The organism is Ekhidna sp. (genome assembly GCF_965247405.1).
Taxonomy (GTDB): domain Bacteria; phylum Bacteroidota; class Bacteroidia; order Cytophagales; family Cyclobacteriaceae; genus Ekhidna.
On the sequence record NZ_OZ252014.1, the window covers coordinates 3,806,548 to 3,825,501 of the forward strand.

14 protein-coding genes are annotated in these 18,954 nt (G+C 42.7%); 10 read left to right on the forward strand and 4 right to left on the reverse strand.

What is annotated here, in order from left to right; translation table 11 throughout:
- Window positions 1-7: 7 nt before the first annotated feature.
- The 8 genes from ACP14Y_RS17540 to ACP14Y_RS17575 all read left to right on the forward strand — a co-directional run bounded on the left by ACP14Y_RS17540 (window position 8) and on the right by ACP14Y_RS17575 (window position 9,518).
- Window positions 8-763, forward strand: coding sequence for a cytochrome c oxidase subunit 3 (locus ACP14Y_RS17540; RefSeq protein ID WP_424964197.1), 756 nt, complete (start codon window positions 8-10; stop codon window positions 761-763).
- Between the two features lie 21 nt (window positions 764-784).
- A complete protein-coding gene (locus tag ACP14Y_RS17545) occupies window positions 785-1,114 on the forward strand; it encodes a cytochrome C oxidase subunit IV family protein (protein WP_424964198.1) in 330 nt (109 codons plus the stop codon).
- Between the two features lie 121 nt (window positions 1,115-1,235).
- Window positions 1,236-1,550, forward strand: coding sequence for a hypothetical protein (locus ACP14Y_RS17550; protein WP_424964199.1), 315 nt, complete (start codon window positions 1,236-1,238; stop codon window positions 1,548-1,550).
- Window positions 1,528-2,109 carry a DUF420 domain-containing protein gene (locus tag ACP14Y_RS17555; RefSeq protein ID WP_424964200.1) on the forward strand — a complete coding sequence of 194 codons (582 nt, stop codon included), beginning with the start codon at window positions 1,528-1,530 and terminating at the stop codon, window positions 2,107-2,109. Before ACP14Y_RS17550 ends, ACP14Y_RS17555 begins: the two co-directional genes overlap by 23 nt.
- A 2-nt stretch (window positions 2,110-2,111) precedes the next feature.
- Window positions 2,112-2,363 (forward strand): hypothetical protein, encoded by a 252-nt coding sequence (locus ACP14Y_RS17560; RefSeq protein ID WP_424964201.1) that lies wholly within the window; start codon window positions 2,112-2,114, stop codon window positions 2,361-2,363.
- Window positions 2,364-2,430: 67 nt separating this feature from the next.
- A complete protein-coding gene (locus ACP14Y_RS17565) occupies window positions 2,431-2,682 on the forward strand; it encodes a DUF983 domain-containing protein (protein ID WP_424964202.1) in 252 nt (83 codons plus the stop codon).
- 37 nt (window positions 2,683-2,719) lie between these two features.
- Window positions 2,720-6,136, forward strand: coding sequence for a sensor histidine kinase (locus ACP14Y_RS17570; RefSeq protein ID WP_424964203.1), 3,417 nt, complete (start codon window positions 2,720-2,722; stop codon window positions 6,134-6,136).
- The gene (locus ACP14Y_RS17575) at window positions 6,054-9,518 is read left to right on the forward strand and encodes a hypothetical protein (protein WP_424964204.1); all 3,465 of its coding nucleotides are present in this window, start codon (window positions 6,054-6,056) and stop codon (window positions 9,516-9,518) included. The genes ACP14Y_RS17570 and ACP14Y_RS17575 overlap by 83 nt, the downstream gene beginning before the upstream one ends.
- Before the next feature lie 10 nt (window positions 9,519-9,528).
- Here ACP14Y_RS17575 and ACP14Y_RS17580 read toward each other — a convergent pair whose 3' ends face one another.
- The 4 genes from ACP14Y_RS17580 to ACP14Y_RS17595 all read right to left on the reverse strand — a co-directional run bounded on the left by ACP14Y_RS17580 (window position 9,529) and on the right by ACP14Y_RS17595 (window position 16,039).
- Window positions 9,529-10,560 (reverse strand): PorP/SprF family type IX secretion system membrane protein, encoded by a 1,032-nt coding sequence (locus ACP14Y_RS17580; RefSeq protein WP_424964205.1) that lies wholly within the window; start codon window positions 10,558-10,560, stop codon window positions 9,529-9,531.
- Window positions 10,557-14,420: a PKD domain-containing protein gene (locus tag ACP14Y_RS17585; RefSeq protein WP_424964206.1), complete on the reverse strand. Its 3,864-nt coding sequence runs from the start codon at window positions 14,418-14,420 to the stop codon at window positions 10,557-10,559. The genes ACP14Y_RS17580 and ACP14Y_RS17585 overlap by 4 nt, the downstream gene beginning before the upstream one ends.
- Before the next feature lie 129 nt (window positions 14,421-14,549).
- Window positions 14,550-15,299 carry an ABC transporter ATP-binding protein gene (locus tag ACP14Y_RS17590; protein WP_424964207.1) on the reverse strand — a complete coding sequence of 250 codons (750 nt, stop codon included), beginning with the start codon at window positions 15,297-15,299 and terminating at the stop codon, window positions 14,550-14,552.
- Complete coding sequence (locus tag ACP14Y_RS17595) at window positions 15,296-16,039, reverse strand: MlaE family ABC transporter permease (RefSeq protein WP_424964208.1); 744 nt, start codon at window positions 16,037-16,039, stop codon at window positions 15,296-15,298. Before ACP14Y_RS17595 ends, ACP14Y_RS17590 begins: the two co-directional genes overlap by 4 nt.
- Before the next feature lie 69 nt (window positions 16,040-16,108).
- On the opposite strand from ACP14Y_RS17595, the gene ACP14Y_RS17600 reads away from it, so the two are divergent.
- Both ACP14Y_RS17600 and ispG read left to right on the forward strand, forming a co-directional pair.
- Complete coding sequence (locus tag ACP14Y_RS17600) at window positions 16,109-16,822, forward strand: SDR family oxidoreductase (protein ID WP_424964209.1); 714 nt, start codon at window positions 16,109-16,111, stop codon at window positions 16,820-16,822.
- Window positions 16,823-16,989: 167 nt separating this feature from the next.
- Window positions 16,990-18,936 carry a (E)-4-hydroxy-3-methylbut-2-enyl-diphosphate synthase gene (gene ispG / locus ACP14Y_RS17605; RefSeq protein ID WP_424964210.1) on the forward strand — a complete coding sequence of 649 codons (1,947 nt, stop codon included), beginning with the start codon at window positions 16,990-16,992 and terminating at the stop codon, window positions 18,934-18,936.
- Window positions 18,937-18,954: the final 18 nt, after the last annotated feature.

The window sequence follows — 18,954 nt, forward strand, 5'->3', positions numbered from 1 at the left end:
TAAAATAATGGCTGAATCGGCTGTAATAGTAGAAGAAAAAGGAAAAAATATCTGGAGGGGTGGTGTTTCACCTATGAAGGCAAGCTATGGCAAACTGATGATGTGGTTTTTCCTCCTGTCAGATGCCTTTACATTTTCCGCATTATTGATCACTTACGGATTGATCCGATTCAGTCACCCGGCATACGCAGGTGCTGTTGCTGATTTTAAGTTCTCGCAAGAGTATTGGCCGATTCCGGAAAAAGTATTTGAAGCATTCCCAGGAATGCATGCACTTGGCATTGATAGTGCACCACTTGTTTTCGTTGGACTCATGACGTTCATATTGATCGTGAGTAGTGTGACAATGGTATTGGCGGTAGAGGCTGGTGAGCGTATGGATAGAAAAGGCGTTGAGAAGTGGATGCTTTGGACGATCCTGGGTGGTTTAACGTTTCTGGGCTGTCAGGCATGGGAGTGGGGTCACTTCATTCATGGATCTGATATGTCAATGAATGCTGTTGGAAACTTTTTCCAGGGTGCAGGACTTTCTCAAAACCAATATGGTCCACCAAACTTTGCGGCATTATTCTTCTTCATTACCGGATTCCATGGTTTCCACGTATTCAGTGGGGTAGTTATCAACTTCATCATTTTCTACCAGGCAACAGTAGGAGTCTTTGAGAAACGAGGGCATTACGAAATGGTAGAGAAAGTGGGTCTTTACTGGCACTTTGTAGACCTGGTATGGGTATTTGTATTCACCTTCTTTTACTTAGTATAAACACATTAACAACCTATCAAAATGGAACAACAAACTTCACAAGTAGAGGTTAAGCCGGTTAATAAAGCTAAAGTCAAGAATTTCTTGAAGGTGATGTGGTATTTGGCAGCTATCACCGCCATTGAATTTGCTATTGCATTTACAGTGCCTCATGAGCATAAATGGGTAAGAATTATTGTGTTTATTGCTCTGACAATTGTAAAAGCGTATTATATCGTTTCTGAATTCATGCACCTGGGTCATGAGAAGAAGTCACTGAAAATGTCCATCGTTTTGCCGATGCTTTTCGTGGTTTTCCTGATCTTCATTATGATCTATCAGGGTGATGCGATTCTAAAAGCACTTTATTGATTAATTATTCTTGAAGAACAAGGGGCTAAAGCGCATATTCATATTTATCGTTTTATTGGTACCAGTCGCATGGTACCTCATTCTTCAGTTATTCGGGGACAATCGGTTTTCTTTAGCCTTGATGGCTGAGATACCTTTGGAATGCCAGCAATTCGAAGAGGTAACTGTCGTTTCTAAAAATGATTCTTTATCATTGGTGGAAACCAACTACATGAATCGGGTTATCTACGCCGTTGATAAGCGCAAAGCTATCTTGGAGTATAAATCAACATCTTTTTTTGATTGCATCAATCAATCTGATGTAGATCTTGTTTTAATAAACAGTGAGGGACTCTGGGGAGGGTATGAACTTACCCGCGAAGGAGTGGACCAATTGCTCACAGAGTTGGATATTTTAACACTTCAACAATCTTATGGCAAAGGAACAAGCAGATAACAAAGTCTACCTGAGGATTATATATTTGATCTCTATACTTATCCCCCTGGTTGTAGCATTTTTGATCTTTTTTCCTGCGAAATTGAGTATGACCGGAGATTGGGTGAAGATGCTGCCTGGGGTACACGCTATTATTAATTCACTGACAGTTGTCACGTTGATAGCTGCTTTAGTTTCTATAAAAAAGGGAAACATTAAGGCTCATCGTTCTTTCATGTTTACTGCTCTTTTTCTCGGCGTGTTGTTTCTTATCTCCTATGTGCTTTATCATTCGAGTGTTGAGTCGGTAAAATTTGGAGACCTGAATCACGACGGAGAATTAAGTGAGAAAGAATTGCTGGAGGTTGGAACCAGCAGGGTAGTGTATTTGGTTATTTTGGGAAGTCATATTTTACTGTCAATACTTGTAGTGCCTTTCGTGTTGTTTGCATTTTATTACGCACTCACTGACCAGATTGCGCGACATAAAATGATTGTAAAATATACTTTTCCGGTTTGGTTGTATGTTTCCATTACTGGTGTAATCGTTTACTTCATGATCCAACCATATTACTTTTAAAAATGAGGAAGGTCGTCATTCTTGTTTTAGCGTTGTTCGTTCCATTGTTAAACTGGGCACAGTGCGCCATGTGCCGGACACAAATAAAGAACAATGTGAGTGCGGGAGAGACTTCTATGGCTGAAGGCTTGAACAATGGAATTATGTTTCTGTTCTTCACTCCCTATATCGTTGTTTTTGTGATGATTTTCCTTTGGTACAAATACAGTAAAACAACAAAACGTGTCAGTCTTAGCGAACGTCTTAAAGGCTAAATGCCCCCGGTGCAAGGAGGGTGAGATTTTTACTCACTCGCCATATAACTTAAAGAAAATGTCATCCATGCATACCAATTGCCCAAAATGCAATTTGAGGTATGAAAAAGAACCCGGAAACTTCTATGGAGCGATGTATGTGAGCTACGGATTTTCTACTGGAATATTCTTAGTCACAGCATTTGTCCTTTACTATTTCTTTGACGATCCGCCATTGAATGTGTATTTAATTTCCATTCTTGTAGTTGCACTTTTACTTTTTCCACTCAATTTCAGGTATTCACGTGTGATCTTTCTTTATCTCATTTGGAAGAGCTAGAAGGGATTAAAGGCTTGATTATTGTATATTCAAGCTTGTGAATCACAGGGTCTCATTTCTGCTACTTTTTGTATGCCTGGCTGCTTTTTCCATCAATCATTTTATTATTGATTGGGAGGAGCTAAAAAGCAAGAAGGCTATTGATGGTTTTGAGAAAATCGTCTCCATACAATATGAGGATCTTCAGAACTGGCGGGATGGTAAGGCTACTTCAAATGATTTTAGAAAGCGCTCAATCTGCAACGGGAGGTTGGATGATTGGAGTGATAACAGACCATTCGTTTCCAACCTAACACAGGATACCATTCAGATAGTTGAAAATGATCTCGGAATATTTCTCGTTCAGCAATTAGAGAAGGGAACATGTATTTATGTTTCATGTCACCAGCTGCTAGAGGCATATTCAATCACCAATCAGTATCTGAATGAGCGCCATAGTCCGCTACTCTATGATCAAATTTCTAATCTGTCTGCTACCTCGGGTGAATATCATTTCAATCAGCTAATCTATTTTGATGTAGAGTGGATGCCAAGCCGGTTAATTGATGTGCTGGTCGCTGTGGTTATCCTATTCATCATTTTTTTAGAGTACTGGAAGTTCAGTCAGGAAAGTATTCGTCTCTTTTGGATATCAAGTGTAGGATTGCTGTTTCTACGGTTCCTTACCCTGGCATTTGATGCATTTCAACTGCTCTTCAGATACGAGCTTTTTGACCCGATCAAGTATACTTCCTCTGTGGTTAATCCGACACTGGGTGATCTACTGATCAACTGTTTGATATTGAACCTGATCCTTTTAGCTTCGGCACACTACCTTCAAAACCTTAAGAGATCTAAATGGGGGGTTATTTGTGTGAGTGCTTTCAATACCATTCTTTCTGGTGTTGTACTTCATGTGGCATGGAGCATCATTAGTCACTCCCAGCTTTCGTTGGATGTTGGACAATCAATCCAATTTTCCGTACTCCGGGTGGTAGCTTACCTCTGCATATTGCTTGCTTGCGTTGGATATTTTTATTTTACATACCTCACCCTCAACCTAATAAGAAGAAGCCACTTCATTTCCCAGGCCATCATTGGGTCATTAATTGCAGCAGTGTTAATGGCTTTTGCAGACCTATTGTCGATTTCGTTTAGTGTTGTTCATGTTTCGATTTTATTGATCTCTATCCGCTATCAATGGGGTAAATCTTTCAGAGAATTTACTTATGCTAATCTGCTTTTTATATTGATTTTCGGTGTGGGGGTATCGGCGGTGCTTGCATTCTGCATTTATAAATATGAAGAGGGTGCAGAGCTGGATGCAAAAAAGAAGTTTGCCAACTACCTGCTTTTGAAGAGAGATGTTTTGGGCGAGTATTACCTCGATCAAACCATAAGAAAACTTTCGTCTGATGAGACCTTGGCACTCATCGCTAGCGAGCGAAGCAGAAGGGTGTTAGAAGAAAGAATCAGAAGTGAATTTCTAACACCATATTTCAATAAATACGACCTGGATATCGTTTTTCAGGATTACCAGCAACTTTCATTGAATACCCAATTCACGCGAGAGTATAGCCTGCTGACACTACAAAATCAGTCCGATTATGAGAATATCTACTTTATAGATGAGGGTACGAACTTTAAATACATCTGTAAGATAAATGTGGGTGACCTTGTCGGTTTGATTATTCTGCAAATCAAAAAACGGGTACCAACCAGTGTGTATCCGGCACTGCTGACAGACAATAAGTACTTCTCAGTGACCAATGATTTTGACTATGCAGTTTTTGCTGGTGACGATATTTTGTTTCATCGTAGCAAATTTGGGCAGGGAGAATGGCCTACTGAAGAGGATTTTGCGAGAGAAGCGCTTTATAAAAGGGGGATTGAAAAAAATGAGCGCCACTACTATGGCGTAAAAACTAATGACGGAAGGACGATTCTAATTATTTCGCGAAAGTATGAAGCACGAGACAGGCTTACCAATTTCTTCTTTTTCTTTCTCCTCCTGCTTTTTTCATTTGGGCTTTTTAGTGTGAGCAGTTCGGCAATGGAACATGGACTCAAGCTCAATTTTACCAGTAAAATCCAGCTTTACCTCGGGATGGCTTTTGTCATTCCTTTGCTGATTACGGGTTTTGCCTTGCTAAACACTCTCAATACGTCTTACCGTGAAGAAATCAATCGAAGCTACATCAAACAGGCACTTTACATATCCGAGATTCTTTCGAATGAAATAGAAGAGGTCAGCAATGAAGTGGGTGCGTATCGTCTGGCGGAGATCAGCAGCTATATTCAATCTGATCTGAGCTTCTACAATGAATCAGGCTACCTGATCGCTACCAGTCAGCCGGAAATTTTTAATCTTAAGCTTCAGGGAAATCTGATTAATCCGATTGTATTTGAGGAATTGGTGGTCAAAGAGAACCAGAGCATCATTGCAGATGAGAGTGTGGGTAGTCTGGATTATAAAGTTTGCTATGCTGTGGTAAATACCATTGATAATCAGGTGGCTGGGTTTATTGCTATGCCATTCTTCGACTCAAAAAATCACCTGAGGCGTCAGCAAATTGAGGTATTTGGCAATTTGATTACCATTTTTGGATTTATTTTCATCATAGCGATCGTATTCGGAAATGCAGTATTGAACAACCTTCTTCATCCACTTCGGATGGTGGCAGCCAAGATTCGAAGAGTCACGCTTCAGGAGGTGAACAAACCTATTGAGTACGAATCTTCGGATGAGATTGGATCTCTTGTGAAAGATTACAATCAGATGTTAGTAAAGCTGGAAGACAGTAAACTGGCTTTGGCGAAGAGTCAGAAAGAAACGGCCTGGAAGGAGATTGCTAAGCAGGTAGCTCATGAGATTAAAAATCCACTTACACCTATGCAACTAAAAATTCAGCAGATGTTAAGAAAACACGACGCTGAATCCAAAGAGTATGAGACACTAACCTCGCTGCTAACCCAAGTGGACACGTTGAGTCAGATCGCTGAGTCATTTTCCGCTTTCGCGGAAATGCCTGCTCCGGATAATCAGGTTTTTGATTTGGGAATGCTAATCAAGGAGGTAGTAGGCTTATACCGTGCTGAAGATGTGAAGATTAAACTAAAAGTAGATGCTGGTATTCATATAGAAGCAGACAAAGACATTTTCAGGAGAATACTGAATAATATTGTTTTGAATGCCATTCAGTCTGTGGAGAGTAAGCAAGCGGAAATACAGATCACATTAGAAGAGCGGTCAGGTAAAGGGCTACTTTCTGTAGAGGACAATGGCAGGGGAGTACCTGATGAATTGAAGGATAAGATATTCCTGAACTATTTTAGTACAAAATCAACAGGTAGCGGAATAGGCCTGGCCTTAGCAAAAAAAGGAATTGAAAATGCGGGAGGAAATATTTGGTTTGAATCAAAGCACGGGGAAGGGACTACCTTTTTCATTTCCATGCCGCTGGCTGATAGCTAGTCTAATCATACTGGTTTCATTTTGTCTCAACGGCCAAAACCTAAAGTGCAAAACCATTCCATCTAATGCCCAGGTCAAACTTGATTCGGTACTAATTGAGCCTGGTTCTATTACTGTGTCAGCAAACTATGAATGGAATGATTCAACTCAAGTAATCCAAGTAATATCTCAACAGTCTGAAGTTGAAGTATGTTATCGTGTCTTAAACCCCTTGCTCACCAAAACATATCAAAACAGGAATATAGCTGATTATGATGATTCCAGAGAGATTGCAATCATCTCTAACCAAAATCCCGGAGTTGAAAAAGAAGAACTCTTTGATTTTGGTGGGGTTCAAAAGTATGGAGCTATTACGCGTGGTGTTTCTTTTGGTAACCGCCAGAGTTTGTTTGTGAACTCAAGCCTCAACCTGCAAATGGATGGCAAGCTGGATGAAAACCTGTTTCTTTCGGCTGTTATTACGGATCAAAATGTGCCTTATCAGCCAGAAGGTAATACCCAGCAGATTAGAGATTTTGACAATGTTTTCATCAAACTCTACAATGATCGCTTTGATGTAACCGCTGGGGATGTGGTGCTTCAGCAACCGGACGATGCGGGTTATTTTCTGAGATATTATAAAAACGTGCAGGGATTACAGGCCAGCTATCGGGGACAGTCTGGCAAGTGGAAACATGAATCTCGGGTCTCAGGGGCTTTGTCTAAAGGGAAGTTTAATTCGGCTGTTTTAGAACCCATAGACGGGCTGAATGGCCCTTATAGGCTAAGAGGCCCGAATGGGGAGCGGTTCATCATCGTCCTGGCCAATTCGGAGAAAGTTTTTTTGGATGGAGTGAGGCTGGAGAGAGGGTTTGATAGAGATTACGTGATCGATTACAATCTGGGTGAAATAACCTTCAACAATCACATTGTGATCACTCAATTCTCTATCATAAGGGTAGATTTTGAATATGCAGAGCAATTTTATAGCCGAACGAATCTTTCAGCTTATCAATCGGTATCAAATGAAAAGATTCGGCTATTTGCCAATTATTATCGAGAACGAGACAATCCAAACACCAGTTTTGGTTTTAGCTTAAATGAAACGGATTTGGACCAGCTGCGCGCTATAGGTGATAATGTGGATCAGGCTTTTGTCACCGGATTTGATTCGGTTCGTTTTTCTGAAAATCGCATTCTATATATCAAAAAAGATACGGTGGATCAGGATGGAGGTCCACAAGAAATATTTGAGTATTCGACTGATCCGTCAGCTGAGTTGTTTAGTCCAACCTTCTCTGATGTTGGATTTGGTAATGGAAACTATGTGCTAAGGGAAACTACGGCGAATGGTCGGGTTTATGAATGGGTATCGCCCCAGGGAGGCGAATTGCAAGGGAATTATGAACCCGGTGCGTTTATTCCATTGCCCAATAGTCGTCAGATGATCACGGTGGGGGGAGAGGTTCAGTTATCAGATTATGAATCTGTAAGAAGCGAAGTAGCTTTTTCAAATACAGACCAAAATCTTTATTCACCGGTGGATGATAACGACAACACCAGTAGGGCGTATTTTACCTCGATCCAAACCTCCGGTAGATCAGCACCTCTATCTGGCTATAAATGGGTGGGCTCTCTTGCAATGGAGCTTGATGAAGAGGACTTCACCTTTATAGACCGTTACCGATCCATCCTGTTTGATCGGGATTGGAATTATACTCCTGACAGAAATGAGCAGTCTCAGGATTTAATCCTTTTTGCGAGAGCAGGTATAGAAAAGAATAATGAAAATCGGTTTATCATGTCAGCGAATCGTCGAAAGCGTGCAGAATTTATTGATGGCTGGCAATATACGCTCGACTTTAATCAGGAAGTTGCTAATGTCAGGCTGGTTTCCACACACTTCTTGCTTGAAAATCAACAGGTAAATCGAACCACCGAATGGGTGAGGTCTAAGTCGGATCTAAGCTATCGAAAATGGAGGATCGCTCCGGGCTACCAGTTTGACATGGACGAAAATGAAATTCAGCAACGTGACAGTGTTGTGAGCTCATTGATGCACTATCGGGCACATGAAGTTTATTTGGCAAGCACAGATTCATCCAAATCCAATTATCGAATTGGCTATCAGCTTAGAAGTGACAGACGTCCAGTTAATGGAAGCATGGTGGATTACCTTTTCTCCAAAAACCTGCGAGCTTCTTATAATATCAATGGAGAGAAAGGGAGTGTTACGGCCGATTTCAATTACCGACAAGTGGAAGATAAACTCGATCTCAACCTGGGACAGGATGAGGTGATAAACGGGCGCATCAATTGGATTCAAAACTTCCTGAATCGGAATCTGAGATCAAACTTTTCTTACTCCACAGGAAATAGCCGGGAGTTGCGAAGGGAGTTCGTTTATCTTCCTGTGGCCACAGGAGAGGGGACCCATACCTGGCGTGACACCAACGGCGATGGGGTGCAGGATCTGAACGAATTCTTTGAAGCAATCAATCCCGATGAACGTAATTATGTAAAGATTTTTACGCCTACAGACGATTACATCACCTCTTTTCAAACCTTCTACCTGCATACGATTGATGCACGATTTCCAGCCAAATGGAGAAGTCATGGAGGGCTGAGACAATTTGCCTCCAAACTATCCGCCAATGTCAACTTCAATGTCAATTACAAAACCACTTCAGAATCCTATAGTGATCGCTTAAATCCATTTACCCTTGATTTGGGAGATGAGAACCTGGTTTCCAGTCAAAATGTGAAGAGATATACCCTGTTTTACAATCGAAACGGAAGAGGGTTTGCCGGAGACTTCACGCATCAAACATCCGATAATAAGCAGCTCTTGGTGCAAGGGTTTGAAACGAGAGAAAAAAGTGAATGGATTTCGAACGCTAAAGTTGATTTAGGTTCTGAATATACGATTCGTGTCACTACCTCGCTTGGCAACTTGCTAAATCAATCTGATTATTTGGACTCACGAAACTTTGAGATCATCACATACACTTACAGTCCACAATTGATCTGGCAACCATCGAATGTGTTACGACTAATTGGGAGCTATGAGCGAAAAACCCGTCGAAATGAGTTTACAGAATCATCATTAGAATCAGCCTTATCGAAGGTGTACAAAACGGAGGTGACATGGAATCAAGCAGGGAAAGGTTCTTTGCGGGGTACCTTTTCCATTGTTCAAATCGATTTTACGGGTGATCCATCTTCTTATCTAGGATACCTGCTACTTGACGCACTGCAGCCAGGAACGAACCAAACGTGGCAGCTTAACTGGCAACAAAAAATCTCAAAGGGAATGCAGTTGTCGCTTCTCTACAATGGACGTAAGTCAGAAGATGCATCCACCATTCATACAGGAAATGTGCAGGTGACCGCATTCTTTTGATCATGAAGGATCAGTTAATCGGTTTGTGTACAAACACCGGGCAATTGAGTTTTCGTTGTGATTTTGGTGGTTTGTATCGGCTTCTGGGAAACTTGAAGTTATAAATCAGTGAAAACTCATGTGCACCACCTCCCGCTACCGGATCAAGCTTGGAAAGGTTGAGGTCGAAGCTGTAGCTGAACTCAAAATTGTAATATTCTACGCCGGCCTGAAGAATGATTGCATCCTGGTTTATCCGACCAAAAGAGTCATTGATAAATGGCATTCCACGATAATAAAGGCCAATAATGACTGGCTGCAGATGGACGGAAGCTCCGGCATCCAGTTGTTGGAAATCACCTTGCCTACGGTATAAGATACTTGGTGCGATTGTGGGAGCAATTGTACCGATAGGAATAAGCTTCTGAAGAGGGTATCGGCTGCCGATATGAAAAGAATAACGTATCGCTAACTTATCGGTACCTTCCAATAGCGATTGATTTGGTTGAGTGAGATGATCAATAGCCACACCAAACCAATTTTTCTTCGTGTAAATCAATATTCCGGTTCCAATGTCCCAATAATTTTGTAATCGGATGGAATTAACCTGGGGATCTTGTGAAGGTGTTCCATCTACACCAAAATCCACCTGATCTCCAAGAACCAGTTTAGATCTATCTATATCTCTAAACACATAGCCGAATTTTAGTGCTGGACGTATCACAACCTTATCATTGATATTTGCGGAGTATGCATAAATAAAAGAGGTGGTGGTGTTTTGTAGACTCGCAGATCCCTGGCTGTCCTGGTGGATGAGTACTCCAAAACCGCTGTTGATATTATCTCCATTATAATCAAGTGAGACCGTAGAGTTGGTGAAAGCCTGTGGCAAGGTAGGCCATTGAATCCGGTGAATAACCACCGCTCGGGTGTTGGCTGCCGTGCCGGCAAATGCCGGATTTAGATAAAGTGGGTTGGAGTAAAACTGTGAGTACTGCGCATCCTGACCTATCGACAGGCCACATACGAGCGAAAGGGTGATATAGAAAAGAATTTTCTTCATCGTATCAGCGTGACATCTCCTACTTTTATTACATCTCTCCCGTCTGAATATCTGAGTTCCAGTTTGTAAACATACACACCGGAAGGCGCTAATTGATTTCGGTAATAGCCGTCCCAGCCAACATCTTGTGAGTTGCTCTCAAAAACCAACTGGCCCCACTTATTGTAAATGAGCATTCGAAATCTTTCTACCCCTTCAAGGCGCGGCAAAAACACATCATTGATTCTGGATGGATCATTCCCATTCGACCCTACATTACCACCCGTTGGGCCATTCAGGCTTGGCGTAAAGGCATTTGGTGTGTTTACCTGACCGCCAGAGATGGCCTCTATTTCTGCTGATCGGAATAGCGTGTCAACGCATCCAAAATCATTCGAAGCAATTAAGGTGATATCATAAAAGCCTTCTTCGGTATAGGCATGGCTTGGACTTTCTTCAGTGGATGTTGTTCCATCACCAAAATCCCACTGAAAGTTGGTAGCATTTTCACTTAGGTTTCTAAATACAGCTTCCTGATCCGGTATGTACACCACCCGGGCAGAAACCAGGAAATCGGCGAAAGGTCTTCCATAAACATCTATGTATTGCTCTTTTTCAATTTCTGAGGTTTCTCCCACCTCGTTTTCTCCTCGCAACCTTACGGTAAAATTTCCATCCTGAAAAAATGTATGTGTCGGATTATCAGACCTGGATACACTACCATCGCCAAATTCCCATAGATATTCGCCCGGTGCTGCAAACTGTGAAAGGTTAGTGAATTGCACGGTTAGGGGTGCACAGCCTTCTAACACATCCGCCTCAAAATCAAGAACTGGAGCAGTTGGAAACACGGTGAGTGATTGAGAAGTCTCTACCGTACAGAAATCATCCGTTACTTCTAACGTGATTTGGTAGGTGCCGAAACGGTTATACTCATGGGTTCCTGGGTTCTGATCCGTAGAAGTGTTGCCATCTCCAAAATCCCATAGGTATGTTATCCCAGTTCCTGAGGTGCTGTTGTTGGTTATTGTGATCGTGTTATCTGGAAGCTGTAGTTCGGTTGGGTCAATCGTAAAATCTGCAACAACCGCAGGACGCTCTTTCTCAATTGTTTCATTTACTACCTCAGGATCACTTTCACATGATGCAAGATTGGTTGTGATTAAAGTAATTGTGGCATTGAAATCTGAACCGGAATTCGCCTCCCGGTTAAATGAAACCTGAACTTCATCTCCCGCATCAAAGGTGGCGTCTGGTACTGGGTTGAAAGACCAGTCATAATTTGCCAGCCCCTTTTGAGTTGCTTCAAGCGTAATATTTACTCGATCGCATTCATCTTCACGGGTTAACGTAAACGCTGCATCTGGTTGTGGGCTGATTTGGATGTTGAACGTGTCATTGGAAATGCAAACCCCTGCTTTTTCAGCTTCAAGTACCATCCGGTAGTTCATAATCGTACTGCTTGTGTTGACAATCTGATAATCGAATTCATTGAAATCAGGATCTGAATCCTGTATCGTTACCGGGTACCCTGCCAAAACGCCATTCTGGTCCATGAGCGTCCAGGTGTATTCATCCGCATTTAGACTCGCTGTTTCCGTGTCAACGATCATGGTACTGTTCCACGGAGAGCAGTTGGTAGCAAAGAAATCGTATGATGGATCTGAGAATTCAGCTTCCTCGTCTGGAGACACTTCTATGGTTTGGATAGGACTGAATGTAACACAACCATCCGTAGTTTCAGCTCTTATTTGAGTTTGATACGTTCGAATGGTATCGTCCGGATTATCGAACGCAAAATCAAGGCTCGCCAAAGGAAATGGATCGGACGAGGAATATCCGGATGGGGGATGAGCCACCTCTAAACTGTAATTGGTCGTAAGGCCCACATTGCTCGATAAGTTATCAAAGGTTACAATATCACCAGGGCAAACCTCCGCGCCCACATTATGCGAAAATTGAGCGTCAGGATTAGGATTTACCACCACTGGCATGGTTATGATATCTGTACATCCCCCGGTTTCTGTCGTCATTCGTAAAGCCACGGTATAGGTACCATCAGATGAAGTAGCAGGTTCCACTCCGGTGGCAATGTCAGTGCCGTCAAGATACCAGTCAAAATCTGTGTTATCTGTTCGAAGCAGTTCAATGTTGAATGAGCCATCATAGCTGAAATCCCATTCCCAGGTATCTACTTCATCATTATTCACCTGAGTGGTGAGGCTAGTAGCATTAGCAATGTTGGTAAAGGAAGTGCGCTCTCCGGCACACGCTTCATTGGTGGTGAAATCAGGCAAAGGCTGCCCATAGACGAAGATGGTGTCTTGAGATATACTTCCGCATAGGGTCGATGTGTTTCTTGCAATCAATCGAACGATCACATATTCTTCGTTGGAATATGATCGTGTGAAATCAGGAATATTGGAAGAGGTATACACCCCACCGGGTGGCTGGGTATCATCTGGCGTTCCGCTAGAGGGCGGATTTCCTTCAACATAGAATTCATAAAGAAGCTCCGTATTTGGTACCAGAGTGGTGTTGTCCCTGAATCCCACCGTGAATGTATCTCCTCCTGTCTGACAAAAGTCTGGAGCAATGGTTGTCGTAAAGCCAGCATCGTAGAAATCAAAGTCTGCAATGGCGTCAGGAGAGAGGCTTATAACATCATCATATATTACATCACATACACCATCAGCATTCGGGTCCGTTGCAATCAGCCTTACCAGCTTGGAACCGCCTGTACTGAAATTGTAAGTAGGGTTAACAGCTGTTGATGTATTCAAAAGTAAATCGGTATCCGCTGGTCCGTCGTAGAACTCCCAGGTGTAATCATACGGTCCACCTGCAGTAAGATTTTCAAAATAGATATCCGAATCGATGCAAAACTCAGTTAGTACAGGTCCGCCAGGTCCACCATCACGCGCTTGATAAGAGGGCGCAGGCGGTGGAATGATGGTGAATTGGACAATTTCAGAAACCGCATCTTCGTAGTTTGGGTTAAGTGGGTCGCCATTGTATGGATTACAGGTATTCCAATTGAAAAGCGTCACTTCAAAAGTAGTTCCCACTGCATTGAGCGCATTGGCAGGAGCAGAAATAGGCAATGAGACATTGTTTGGGACATCCGCTGGAAATGGCACTTCGAGTACCTGTCCAAAATAGGCCGCTGTGACCATTAAGCCGGCAGTACCACGGGTATCTGGTGCGGCGATATTACCTGCTCCGTCTGTCAGCACCTGTGTACCGCCATCTTCCAGCGTTACATCTCTAATCCTTCCAACAGCAGGGGCAGGATCTGTTCCATAAACAAACTGTGTCCAACGCGAAATCTGATTAGGATTGTCCGGGTGGTCGGCAATGTTACAGTTGAAGGTAGATCCATCTGTAAAGGATACGTTGTTGATCGCCGTATTCTCACAGACATTGTAGGCTCCCGGATCGATGGCGATGATACCACCGTTCTGATCATCGACATTCCAGGAGGGAACAATCTGTGTCTGCTCGGAAGATTCACATTCATCTCCAGCTACGATGATAAATGCCTGGGCCTCAAAAAAGCATTCAGGCCCGGTATCTGGATAGGGGAATGGTGAGGCTGTAGCCTGGTATGTTCTATCCCCATTAGAGACAGTCAATCCAGCACCAGAAATGGTCTCTGTCGTATTTCCAGGATCATTCCATCGAAATTCAATCTGAATATCAGCTGGATTTTGAGGGGCATTGAAGGTGTATGTCACCTCAAACGTATTTACTGTTACAGGCGCACAAGTCCCGTCAGCACTAAAATCTACACTGATGGTTGTGCTAAGCAGGCTACACTGGCCATAGGCCAGCATTCCGAAAAATATGAGGGCTGTGGTGAGTGTTAGATTTAGCCTCATAGTTAGAATGGTAATTTTGGAAGATTAAATTTAATTCTTCCAACTAAGGTACACAGTTATAATGTGTGATTTTCCTAAATATTGTGAGAACCACGAAAAAGAGTAAGGATTATTTTAATCTGCAATAGATCAAACACCTTTTACCATCTTCATCAGTCTACCAGCAAAAACAAAGTCGTTCAATTCTTGTACATCAGAGTCTCCGATATCATCACTTGGCCCAGTCCAAAGGATTCTTCCCTCGTGCATGAAGTTTACTTTGTCTCCTATCTCCAACACAGAGTTCATGTCATGCGATACCACCACCGTAGTGATGCCGTATTCATCAGTGATATCCTTAATGAGATTATCGATTTTGATGGATGTCTGAGGATCCAGCCCGGAGTTGGGTTCATCGCAAAACAAGTAGTTGGGTTTGGTCACAATAGCTCGTGCAATGCCCACACGCTTTTTCATACCACCGGAGATTTCAGATGGCATTTTATTGTTGACATCTTCTAGTCCCACACGCTCCAGGCAAAAGTTCACGCGCTCAAGTTTCTCTTCATACGATTGCTTTGTCAGGACATTGAGTGGAAACATTACATTAGCCTCCACATTTAAGCTATCAAACAAGGCACCTCCTTGAAACAGCATTCCCATTTCTCTTCGAATCTCGGTTTGAACTTCTTTTGAAGCGTTGGCAAAACTCCGGCCATTAAATTCAACGGTACCCTCATCTGGTTTGATTAGGCCAACAATACACTTAAGCAAAACGCTTTTTCCTGTGCCGCTTGCCCCAATGATCATATTGGTTTTGCCAGTCTCAAAATCGACATTGATATCAAAAAGTACCTGCTTGTCAGCAAATGACTTAGAAATATTTCTTACTTCTATCATGGTGTCAATAATGGGGCTAATAGATAAGCTAATAGATAATCTCCGGCCAGTATGGCTATACAGCTGCTAGTCACGGCGTTTGTACTGGATTGACCTACTTCCAATGCTCCACCCGATGTAAAATATCCTTTGTATGAGCTAATTGCAGCCACGAGAAAGCCGAATACCACTGCCTTTATCAGTGCGAAGGTGACCTGGAATGGAATGAAATCCATCTGGATCCCAAGGATGTAATCGTTACCTGATATTACTCCAGTAATTTGAGCGGTCAGATATCCACCGTAAATAGAAACGAATCCTGCCATGATCACCAAAACCGGAAACATGAGGATAGAAGCAATTATTTTAGGAAGAACCAGATAAGAGGTCGCATTAATCCCCATCACCTCCAGTGCATCCACCTGTTCGGTTATTTTCATCGTACCTAGTTCTCCTGCGATATTTGATCCCACTTTACCTGCATACACAATCGCTGTAATGGTAGGGGCAAGCTCTATGAGTGTCATATCCCTTACTACCAAAGCAATCACAGGATCGGCGATAAGTGGTGAAATGAGGTTATACGCCGTTTGTACCGTTGTTACAGCACCCATAAAGGCCGAAACGATCACAACAATGAATACTGAATTGTAGCCAACTTTAATGCTTTCATCAACGATACGAGTGACGTACGTCTTGAATGATTCCCTTCTGACGAACAGTTGACCTAAAAAAATGACGAATTTCCCTAAACTCTTCATGAAGTTGCGTGCGCTAAGATTGTTAGCTTTGTCAAACATAACACCTTAAGGAATAATCAAAAAAGAAACATGCATAATTCAGAGAGATTGGTGGTAATTACCGGCGGAACGAAGGGAATAGGTAGAGCACTTGTTGAACGATTCGCGTCAGAAGGCTGGCCCGTGGCTACCTGTAGCAGAAATGAAGATGATCTTGAGGTCCTAAGAAAAGAAATCAACGAGAAATATAAAGTACTCATACATACTTTCGCAGCAAACCTTTCAAAAAAGGAGGGTGTGAAATCTTTTGTGGAGTTTGTAAGAATGACTGCTAAGCCGGTAGAGATCCTCATAAATAACACGGGCGTTTTTAATCCCGGTTCGGTATTGGAAGAAGAAGAAGGAGCATTGGAGCAAATGATTAATACCAACTTGTATAGTGCATATCACCTTACACGCGCTTTAGCACCGGCAATGAAGCAAAATAAAAGTGGTCATATCTTTAATCTTTGCTCTGTGGCCAGTCTAAAAGCCTACCCAAATGGTGGATCGTATTCCATTTCCAAGTTTGCGCTTTATGGTTTTTCGCAAGCGATCAGAGAAGAGTTGAAAGAGTTTGGTGTGCGTGTGACATCTGTTTTAGCAGGAGCCGTGAAAACACCGAGTTGGGATGGGGTGGATATTCCGGAAGAGCGATTCATGAAACCGGAGGATATTGCCGAAACCATCTATACCAGTTATCGGTTGAGTGAGCGTAGTGTCATAGAAGAGGTAGTATTAAGACCTCAATTAGGAGATATTTAATTGCTTCACACCCGATTAAGACTTGTCATATTGAGTGAAACGAAATATCTGTCAGGTATGAAGTGGAGAATAATCTAGGTTTATGAAAATGTAATTGAAATGAATATTTCTCCGATTGTCGAAAAGACAAGTTTTAAATTTAATGTTGATCAAAACCGGATTGATCTATGAAATTTAAGTACTGCAACAGTCTAACACAGTATTCCCGGCGAAAGACACGGGAAGTGTACATTGGAAATATTCCATTAGGAGGTGATAATCCCATTCGAGTACAATCCATGACCACTGTGGATACGATGGATACCATGGGGTCAGTGGAACAAACATTGAGAATGGTAGAGGCAGGTTGCGAGTACGTTCGTATCACGGCTCCCAGTATCAAGGAGGCTCAGAATTTGGAGAACATTAAAAACGAACTTCGAAAACGAGGATGTGATGTGCCGTTGGTTGCCGATATCCACTTCACACCTAATGCCGCAGAACTTGCAGCCACCATTGTGGAAAAAGTACGTGTGAACCCTGGCAACTATGCCGACAAAAAGAAATTTGAACAGATCGAGTATACGGATCAGACCTATGCAGATGAAATTAAACGCATCGAGGATAAATTTTCTCCGCTCGTAGAAATCTGCAAAAAGCATGGAACAGCCATGCGAATTGGAACCAACCACGGTTCTCTTTCTGATCGGATCATGAGCCGGTATGGAGATACCCCACTGGGCATGGTAGAATCAGCCTTGGAGTTCATACGTATCTGTGAGTCGATGGACTATAATGACCTGGTCATCTCCATGAAGAGTAGCAATCCGCAAGTGATGGTGCAGGCGTATCGATTGCTGGTGAATAAGCTGGATGAAGAGGGGTTGGAACCATACCCATTACACCTTGGGGTGACTGAAGCGGGAGAGGCGGAAGATGGCCGGATTAAATCAGCAGTGGGAATCGGCACCTTGCTGGAAGATGGGCTAGGCGATACTGTTCGAGTGTCACTTACAGAGGAGCCGGAAGTAGAAGCACCGGTCGCTCAGATCATGGTGGATCGTCTTCAATTCAAGGAACAACAAATACCAATAGAACCAGCCAATGGCTGGCCAATAGATCCGTTTGAATACAAACGCAGAGAGACAGAAGAGGTACTGAATTTTGGAAAAGAAAATGTACCTCGTGTGATTGCTGATTTCTCCAAAGTCAGCAAAGTGGAGATGAAAGATTTAAAGTCAATTGGGCATTCCTATTTGCCGGAACTGGACAAGTGGGGGATGAATGATCTGGGAGCAGACTACATTTATACAGGTTCAAATCCGATTGAATTCATGCTTCCGAATGGCCTGAAAGAGGTGATGGATTATGAGGTTTGGCAAAATTGCAGCGATAAAGTAAATAAATTCCCATATATCACTGATATAGAAAAAGTTGAATCATTTGATGAGAAGTTAAACTTTATAGAAGTTGACACGGATAATTACAACCAAACAATCTTTGGTTTGCTGGAAAAAACAGCCAACGCAGTGCTTATACTGCGTTCTGATCAGTCTCATGCTACTGCAAGTGTCAGAAGGTTCGTTGTAGCGCTCATGAGCCGTGGGATTCATGTTCCGGTAGTACTCAATCAGTCATACGACGAGCGAACACAGGATGAATTGATTGTGCATGCTTCAACTGATGCAGGTACATTGATGATAGATGGAATTGGTGATGGAATCATGCTGTCACCGACTTTTACTCCTTCCATCGACTTAGTGAAATTATACAACAATACTGCCTTTGGAATTCTGCAGGCAGCACGTACCCGAATCACTAAAACGGAATACATCTCTTGCCCATCCTGTGGCCGAACCCTCTTTGACTTACAGGAAACCACTGCAATGATTCGCAAGCGAACAGACCACCTCAAGGGAGTGAAGATCGGTATCATGGGATGCATCGTAAATGGTCCAGGAGAAATGGCCGATGCAGACTTTGGGTATGTAGGTTCCGGGAAAGGTAAGATTACGCTATACAAAGGTCAGGAAGTCGTGAAGCGAGGCGTACCCTCTGAGCATGCACTGGATGAGCTCATTGAGCTGATCAAGGAGCATGGTAAGTGGGTAGAGCCGGAAGGAGTGGAGGCCTAGTAATTGCCGGCAAACCTT

What these genes read in the sequence shown, in the direction of transcription:
- ACP14Y_RS17540 (WP_424964197.1), top strand. Translation starts at nt 8, where the DNA reads ATGGCTGAATCGGCTGTAATAGTAGAAGAAAAAGGAAAAAATATCTGG.
- ACP14Y_RS17545 (WP_424964198.1), top strand. Translation starts at nt 785, where the DNA reads ATGGAACAACAAACTTCACAAGTAGAGGTTAAGCCGGTTAATAAAGCT.
- ACP14Y_RS17550 (WP_424964199.1), top strand. Translation starts at nt 1,236, where the DNA reads ATGGCTGAGATACCTTTGGAATGCCAGCAATTCGAAGAGGTAACTGTC.
- ACP14Y_RS17555 (WP_424964200.1), top strand. Translation starts at nt 1,528, where the DNA reads ATGGCAAAGGAACAAGCAGATAACAAAGTCTACCTGAGGATTATATAT.
- ACP14Y_RS17560 (WP_424964201.1), top strand. Translation starts at nt 2,112, where the DNA reads ATGAGGAAGGTCGTCATTCTTGTTTTAGCGTTGTTCGTTCCATTGTTA.
- ACP14Y_RS17565 (WP_424964202.1), top strand. Translation starts at nt 2,431, where the DNA reads ATGCATACCAATTGCCCAAAATGCAATTTGAGGTATGAAAAAGAACCC.
- ACP14Y_RS17575 (WP_424964204.1), top strand. Translation starts at nt 6,054, where the DNA reads ATGCGGGAGGAAATATTTGGTTTGAATCAAAGCACGGGGAAGGGACTA.
- ACP14Y_RS17580 (WP_424964205.1), bottom strand. Translation starts at nt 10,560, where the DNA reads ATGAAGAAAATTCTTTTCTATATCACCCTTTCGCTCGTATGTGGCCTG.
- ACP14Y_RS17585 (WP_424964206.1), bottom strand. Translation starts at nt 14,420, where the DNA reads ATGAGGCTAAATCTAACACTCACCACAGCCCTCATATTTTTCGGAATG.
- ACP14Y_RS17590 (WP_424964207.1), bottom strand. Translation starts at nt 15,299, where the DNA reads ATGATAGAAGTAAGAAATATTTCTAAGTCATTTGCTGACAAGCAGGTA.
- ACP14Y_RS17595 (WP_424964208.1), bottom strand. Translation starts at nt 16,039, where the DNA reads ATGAAGAGTTTAGGGAAATTCGTCATTTTTTTAGGTCAACTGTTCGTC.
- ACP14Y_RS17600 (WP_424964209.1), top strand. Translation starts at nt 16,109, where the DNA reads ATGCATAATTCAGAGAGATTGGTGGTAATTACCGGCGGAACGAAGGGA.
- ispG (WP_424964210.1), top strand. Translation starts at nt 16,990, where the DNA reads ATGAAATTTAAGTACTGCAACAGTCTAACACAGTATTCCCGGCGAAAG.